This is a genomic window from uncultured Meiothermus sp. (genome assembly GCF_937863175.1).
Classification (GTDB): Bacteria; Deinococcota; Deinococci; order Deinococcales; family Thermaceae; genus Meiothermus.
In genome coordinates this window covers 1-6,520 of sequence record NZ_CALMCQ010000173.1, presented here as the reverse complement: position 1 = coordinate 6,520, position 6,520 = coordinate 1, and the positions used below count along the sequence as shown (strand labels likewise).

At 60.1% G+C, this 6,520-nt stretch carries 7 protein-coding genes and 1 pseudogene; all 8 read left to right on the top strand.

All coding sequences use genetic code 11. The features are described 5' to 3' along the window. Positions 1-221, top strand: a pseudogene (locus Q0288_RS06675) (alcohol dehydrogenase); the annotation flags it as partial. 132 nt (positions 222-353) lie between these two features. Further along, positions 354-785, top strand: a complete 432-nt coding sequence (locus tag Q0288_RS06670) for a hypothetical protein (protein ID WP_299428977.1) — start codon at positions 354-356, stop codon at positions 783-785. A 10-nt stretch (positions 786-795) separates the two neighbouring features. After that, a complete protein-coding gene (locus tag Q0288_RS06665) occupies positions 796-1,218 on the top strand; it encodes a MaoC family dehydratase (RefSeq protein WP_299428975.1) in 423 nt (140 codons plus the stop codon). A 231-nt stretch (positions 1,219-1,449) separates the two neighbouring features. Further along, the gene (locus Q0288_RS06660) at positions 1,450-2,361 is read left to right on the top strand and encodes an ABC transporter substrate-binding protein (RefSeq protein WP_299428973.1); all 912 of its coding nucleotides are present in this window, start codon (positions 1,450-1,452) and stop codon (positions 2,359-2,361) included. Then, complete coding sequence (locus Q0288_RS06655; RefSeq protein WP_299428971.1) at positions 2,358-3,698, top strand: ABC transporter permease; 1,341 nt, start codon at positions 2,358-2,360, stop codon at positions 3,696-3,698. The genes Q0288_RS06660 and Q0288_RS06655 overlap by 4 nt, the downstream gene beginning before the upstream one ends. 20 nt (positions 3,699-3,718) lie before the next feature. Further along, positions 3,719-4,639 (top strand): ATP-binding cassette domain-containing protein, encoded by a 921-nt coding sequence (locus Q0288_RS06650; protein WP_299428969.1) that lies wholly within the window; start codon positions 3,719-3,721, stop codon positions 4,637-4,639. Between the two features lie 5 nt (positions 4,640-4,644). Beyond that, positions 4,645-5,400 (top strand): ABC transporter permease, encoded by a 756-nt coding sequence (locus Q0288_RS06645; RefSeq protein ID WP_299428967.1) that lies wholly within the window; start codon positions 4,645-4,647, stop codon positions 5,398-5,400. A 208-nt stretch (positions 5,401-5,608) separates the two neighbouring features. Continuing rightward, positions 5,609-6,439, top strand: coding sequence for a 4Fe-4S binding protein (locus Q0288_RS06640; RefSeq protein WP_299428965.1), 831 nt, complete (start codon positions 5,609-5,611; stop codon positions 6,437-6,439). The last annotated feature ends 81 nt before the right edge of the window (positions 6,440-6,520 follow it).

Genomic DNA, 6,520 nt, shown 5'->3' with positions numbered 1-6,520 from the left:
CTACGGCCTTCCACGATTTTTCGCCCTACTGGTTCCGCGAGATTGGGCTGACTGGAAGCTATGCTTATAGCTGGGACGATTTTGCCCAGACGGTCAAACTACTGCCCGAGATGGCGGATGTGGAGACCATGGTTACCCACAAATTCAGCCTGGAAGCCTGGCCCGAGGCCATCAGAACCTCCGTCACCCGGCGGGGCATCAAAGTGGTGTTCAAACCATGAATAAAACTGCCCACCACACCCACAAGCGGTGGGAACGTCCGCACGGCGACGACCACAGTCCAGCGCAGCGGTTGCGGCCCATCGCCGAAGACCCCTTCTTCTTTAATGTTTAGCCCCGGGAAAGGAGAACCTATGGAAAGTTCACCCAGCGGCAGGGATCGCGCGGCCATCTGGATCGGCGTGGCTGCACTGATGGGGTTTGCAGTACTGGTGATCTATATGTTCAGTCTGCTGACCTCGAGCGAAGCCACCTGGAGCCGGGCCCTCTACCTCTTCGCCGGAGTCGAGGCCATTGCCTTTGCGGCTGCGGGCTATTTCTTTGGGCGTGAGGTGAACCGCCAGCGGGCGGAGAACGCGGAGTCGCGGGCCGGCCAGGCCGAGCAGAAAGCGGCAGAGGCTGCTGAACGTGCAGTGGAGGCTGTAACCAGGGGTCAGAGCCTGAGGGCGGCGCTCCAGGCCAGGGCAGGAGTACAGCTTGAGGGCTCCGATTCCGGCGTGCGGACGGCCCGCGAGATCGAGGAGTTGTCGCGGTTGGCTGAGGAACTGTTCCCCAAAAGACCGTAGCACGCAGACCATGAACCTGGTTCGGGTGGGGGAGCGTTTTGGCGGGGAATTTTGCCTGAGCCAGCAGGAAATCCTCGAGTTCGCTCGAGCAGTAGGCGACCTTAATCCCGTCCATCATGATGCCGAAGCTGCCCGGAAGACCCGCTTTGGACGGATTATTGCCAGCGGGCCACAGCCCGCTTCAATTTTTATGGCCCTCACCGCAACGTATTTCTCCAGAACCACCGCCATGCTGGGGTTAGAGTTCAACCTCAAGTTTCAAAAACCCGTATTTGCCGATGAGCCCTACCGGATGGAGTGGGTGGTGCAGGGGGTTGAGTTCAAGGAGAAGTTGCGGGGAGAACTTGTCTCCCTTGCGGGAACCGTCATCAGTCCGGCAGGCGAGGTGGTGCTATCGGGTACCGGGACGATACTGGTGACGGACAAGCTCTAAAATTCCGATGGGGCTGGAGCCCCCTGAGAAGGCTGGGCTCGTGGTGCAGGAACGGAGCTGGCAGGAGGGGTGATCTGGTTGCTGATTCCTGGGCGAAACGTTCTTAAGGCTTCGTTTCCTGGCCGTGTTGGGTCTTAGGTAATCTCGCCAACAAACTGCTTGGCTTCCCGTGTTATGGTAGCAACGTAAGACACTCCAGGCAGGGCATCAGGGAGTGGGAAGGAGAGAGGCATGAAGAGCGTATTTGCTTTCCTGATCGCGCTGGGTTTGGGTATGGCCCTGGCCCAGAAAGGCCCCATCACGGTTGGCTCCAAGATTGATACCGAAGGTGCGGTGTTGTGCCAGATGGTCAAGATTCTCCTCGAGGCCAACGGCTTTCGGGTCAATGACAAATGCAGCACCGGCACCACCGATGTGGTGCGAAAAGCCCTCACCTCGGGGGAGATTGACCTCTACCCCGAGTACACCGGCACGGCGCTGGGGGTGTTTTTCAAGGATAACAAGGATGCTGCTGCGGTGACTCGCGACGCAGCCAGGGGCTTTGCCAAGGCCAAAGAACTCGATGCCAGAAACAACATCGTCTGGCTTAATGCGGCCCCGGCCAACAACACCTGGGCTATTGCGGTTCCGCGTGCCCTGGCCCAACAAAATAACCTCCGCACCATGGCCGATTTTGCTCGCTGGGTGAATAGCGGTGCGCAGGTGCGGCTGGCTGCCAGTCAGGAATTTGTAGACCGTGACGATGCCCTCAAAGCCTTCGAGAGAGTCTACGGCTTCAAGATGAAGCCCGAGCAACTGGTGATTTTGCCCGGGGGCAACACCACCCAGACCCAACAGGCCGCTGCCCGCCGCACCAACGGCGTGAATGCGGCCATGGCCTATGGAACCGATGGCGGGATTGCTGCGCTGGGTCTGGTGGCCCTGACCGACCCACAAGGAGCGGTGGCGGTGTATCAACCGGCCATTACGGTGCGCAAGGCCGTTTTTGACCGCTTCCCTGAACTCGCTACCCTGATTAATCCGGTCTTCGCCACCCTCAACGAGGCCGCCCTTTCCCAGCTCAACGCCGAAGTTGCGGTTAGTGGTAAAAATCCCACCGAAGTGGCGCGGGCCTATTTGCGTTCCAAAAACTTCATCCGGTGAGGGGGTCGAGCCCAGAGCCCAGGGCTCAGGGTAAGACCCGAAGCGCATCCCTGAACCCCAGCCCGGTGGCCTTACTGGCTGCTGGGTTGGGGTTTTTAGCACTGCTCTTGCCCTGGCTCGAGCTCAAACCCAGCCGTATTGCAGTCGGTGAATCCTTCGGGGTGTGGGGCTGGCCGAGTGTCTGGCCCTGGGTACTACTCACCCTCTGGTTTGGGATTGCATTGGTTCGGGGGCACTGGCGGGGATTGCTGCTGGGAATGACCCTGCTGGTCTGGGGGTTGCTGGTTGGGCAGGGAGCTGCCGCTTTGCTGAGCAACCAGCCCGAGAGTGCTCGAGTCTCTGCCACCGCCGGCTTCTGGCTCTCGCTGCTGGCCTTATACGTGGGCTACTTCGCGGCGTACTGCGAAAGCCGGGGGTGGGCGGTGCTTTCTGCGCCGCTGGCGTTGACGGTTTTGCTGCTGCTGGGGGTTTTCAACCTCCTCGGCCCAGTCCTGGAGTTCCAGTCCTGGCGGAACCAATTTGCCACTGAGCTCTGGCGCCACCTTTCGCTCTCCAGTAGCGCGGTGATCCTGGCCATTGCGGTGGGGGTGCCCCTGGGGGTGTTTGCAGCCAGCAGTACACGCTATGGCTGGGTACTGGGGGCGATGGGATTTTTGCAGACCATTCCTTCGCTGGCGCTTTTTGGCCTTTTGTTGCCGCTGCTGGCCGGGGTTTCGCAGGCCATGCACCTCGAGGTCGCGCTGGCTCTACTGGGGGTGGGGGTGTTCGCTTTTCGCTGGCTGTGGGCGCTCTCCGGGGGGTTGGCTGTCCTGCTGGTGTTGCCGCTGGGCCTGCTGGCGCTGGCGATTGCCGGGGTCTGGCTTAACAATCTCCTGGGGCCAGACCCGTTGCGGATTGCGCTCCTGGCCCCCCTGCAAGAATCGGGTATTCGCGGCATTGGGGCGGCCCCCGCCGTGCTGGCCCTGACCCTCTATGCGCTCCTGCCGGTGGTGCTCAATGTCTATACTGGCTTGCGTAGTGTGCCCGAAGCAGTAAAAGACGCCGGGCGCGGCATGGGCATGAGCCCGGCACAACTATTCTGGCGGGTCGAGTTGCCGTTGGCCCTGCCCCTGATGCTCGAAGGTATTCGCGGTGCGGCTTTGCTCACCATCGGCATCACCACGGTTGCGGCCCTGATTGGCGCGGGAGGGCTGGGTTATTTCGTTCTGCGCGGGGCGGAAGGAGGTGCACCGGACATGGTTTTGCTGGGCGCTGTCCCGATTATTGCGCTGGCCTTGCTGGTGGATCTGGCCCTGCGCTTTGCGGGCGGATTGCTGCGGCGGAGGGTGGGGACTTGATTCGGTTCAAGAGTATCGTTATGCGCTACGGTGGTTTCGAGGCGCTTAAGGGGGTGAGCCTCGAGGTTCCCGAAGGCCAGCTCGTGACTTTATTGGGGCCGTCTGGATGCGGTAAGACCACCCTGCTTCGCACGGTCAATCGGCTGATTGAACCTACCGAGGGCACGGTGTTTATCGGCGATCGGGATGTGCGAGGGCTGGACGAAGTTGAACTGCGCCGGGGCATCGGTTACGTGATCCAGAGTATCGGACTGTTTCCGCATATGAGTGTGCTCGAGAATGTTGTGGTAGTTCCCCGCCTGCTGGGTTGGAAAAAAGAAAAACGCGAAACCAGAGCCAGAGAAATGCTGGCGCTGGTGGGTCTGGAACCCCCTACGTTTGCAGGCCGCTATCCACGGGAGCTTTCGGGGGGGCAAGCCCAGCGGGTGGGTCTGGCCCGGGCACTGGCCGCCGACCCGCCGGTGCTACTGATGGACGAGCCTTTTGGTGCCGTAGACCCCCCTACCCGCGAACGTTTGCAGGATGAATTTCAAAAGCTGCAAAGCGAGCTTCGTAAGACCGTGCTATTTGTCACCCACGACCTGGATGAGGCGGTCAAAATCTCAGATCGCATCTGCTTGATGAGTCTTGGTCAGGTTGAACAATACGACACTCCAGAAGCGCTGTTGCGGAGCCCCAGAACCTCTTTTGTTCAAGGTTTTCTAGGGCCTTCACGCACCCTGCTGCGCCTTTCACGAATCCCCCTGAGTCGGCTGTTGGAACCGCCTGACGGGCATCACCCTTCGGCGACCATCCAGCACTCGGTCTCGGCCCGCGAGGCTTTTTCCTCCCTTCTGGCCAACGGCCTCCGCAGCCTGGGTGTGACCGATGATGTCGGTCTGTTGATCGGAGTGGTGCGGCTGGAAACCCTGCTGGCCGCCGCCTCGGAGGAGGAACCATAGCACGTGTGTCGTGGCGGGAAAAATCGCCTCACCCGCTCCTGGTGCCGCTGGTAGGTTGGGGCTTGGTGCTGGTTTTGTTTGCCCAGCAATCTTTCTGGCAAGGGCTGCTGTCAACCCTATTCCCCAGTGCCCGCAGCCCCATCTTCGAGCGTGAAACCCTCCTGAACCTCGCCCTGCAGCACCTGGCCATCACGGCAGGCGCGGGTGCGCTGGTCATCCTGGTGGGACTGCCACTGGCGATCTTCGTCACCCGACCCGCTGGGGCGGCCTTCCGACCCCTGGCCGAGAATATTGTGGCAGTGGGGCAGACCTTTCCGCCGGTGGCTGTACTGGTGCTGGCCCTGCCGTTTTTCGGATTTGGCTCTGCCGGCGCGGTGATGGCCTTGTTCTTGTACGGCTTGTTGCCGGTGGTACGCAACAGCCTGGAAGCTTTCGCCTCGCTGCCCAGCGATGTGCTGGATGCTGCCAGGGGTATGGGCTATTCCCGCCCTCAATTGTTATGGCGGGTAGAGTTGCCGCTTGCGCTGCCGGTGATTCTGGCGGGCATTCGTACCAGCCTGGTGCTAATTCTGGCTACCGCAACCGTGGCCCCTTTGGTGGGCGGCGGCGGGCTGGGGGTGCCGATCATTGCGGGGCTGGCCGTAAGCAACCTGGCCTTTGTGGTGCAAGGGGCGTTTGGGGTGGCCTTGCTGGCTTTGTTGCTGGACTGGACGCTAGGGCGATTGGAACTGACCCTCACACCCTGGCGGAATGGCAGATAGAAAATTCGCCGGTGTCGTCACGATCCAAGGTAATGGTTTGGTAATTGAGGGTCCGTAAGCTTTACCCGGAAGGCTTGGACTGCGTCACCTTAAGGTTTTCAAAACCGTAAGGCCGTTTGTCAATCGGTATGGTCACAGGCAGTACCCAACCGAAGACTGAGCTGGACCCAGTGACACACCTATTCTGGAAACACTCAGGGTATAGCCCATGACCCACGAGCAAACCGAAAATTTAAAAAGAATCCTGCTCAAAATACGGCGACCCACCTTGCTGGTGGTGGGCCTGGGATTGTTTGATGTTTCATTGCTGCTGGCACGCAATTCCATGCTGGAAGGGCTTTGGTTTGCCTTGCTGGGCGGGGTTTTGATTGGCCCGGTGATGCACTATTTGCTGGGCAAAGTACTCATTCCGCTGGGCTTTGGGCGGGTCTGGTGCGGCTGGGCCTGCTGGACGGCAGCAATTCTCGACCAGTTGCCCTACCGCCAGAGCCCCAACCATCTGGGCCCGAGATGGGGTAATGGTCGCTACGTGGTATTTGGGGTAAGCCTGCTGCTGGTGCTGGGATTGTGGTTTGGTCTGGGGTATCGGGCAGGTGTCCTGGGCCACGATGCCGTCTATTGGTTTGTGCTCAGCAATTTGCTCTACTGGTCGGTAGGCGTCGCACTGGCCGTTTTGCTAAAAGACAACCGGGCTTTTTGCAAGTATGTTTGCCCCAACCCCACCATCTTCAAGCAGACCGCGCGCTTCTCGTTGCTCAAGGTAGCAGGCGATGCCCAGGCTTGCCAGGAGTGTGTATCGCAAGCCTGTATTCCCATGTGCCCGATGGATATTCGCATCCCAGAGTATATTAAAGCAGGGCAGCGGGTGCTTTCCACGGAGTGCATCCAGTGTCAGGCCTGCGTGTGTGTTTGTCCGCCCAATGCCCTGAGGCTCTCGGCAGGCTTTGATGTGGGAGGCCCAGACTTTTTGCAGGAGCAGGCGTTTGTAGAGGAGTGGCGCAGCCGCCTTCGGTCGCGCAAAAAACCGGTTAAGCCCTGAGAAATTCCAGCAAAGCCCGAGAGGTGTTGGCCGGGTTTTCTTCACCCAGGAAAGGGCTTGCTTCGATAGCTTACCCCTGTC

What these genes read in the sequence shown, in the direction of transcription:
- Q0288_RS06670 (WP_299428977.1), top strand. Translation starts at nt 354, where the DNA reads ATGGAAAGTTCACCCAGCGGCAGGGATCGCGCGGCCATCTGGATCGGC.
- Q0288_RS06665 (WP_299428975.1), top strand. Translation starts at nt 796, where the DNA reads ATGAACCTGGTTCGGGTGGGGGAGCGTTTTGGCGGGGAATTTTGCCTG.
- Q0288_RS06660 (WP_299428973.1), top strand. Translation starts at nt 1,450, where the DNA reads ATGAAGAGCGTATTTGCTTTCCTGATCGCGCTGGGTTTGGGTATGGCC.
- Q0288_RS06650 (WP_299428969.1), top strand. Translation starts at nt 3,719, where the DNA reads ATGCGCTACGGTGGTTTCGAGGCGCTTAAGGGGGTGAGCCTCGAGGTT.
- Q0288_RS06640 (WP_299428965.1), top strand. Translation starts at nt 5,609, where the DNA reads ATGACCCACGAGCAAACCGAAAATTTAAAAAGAATCCTGCTCAAAATA.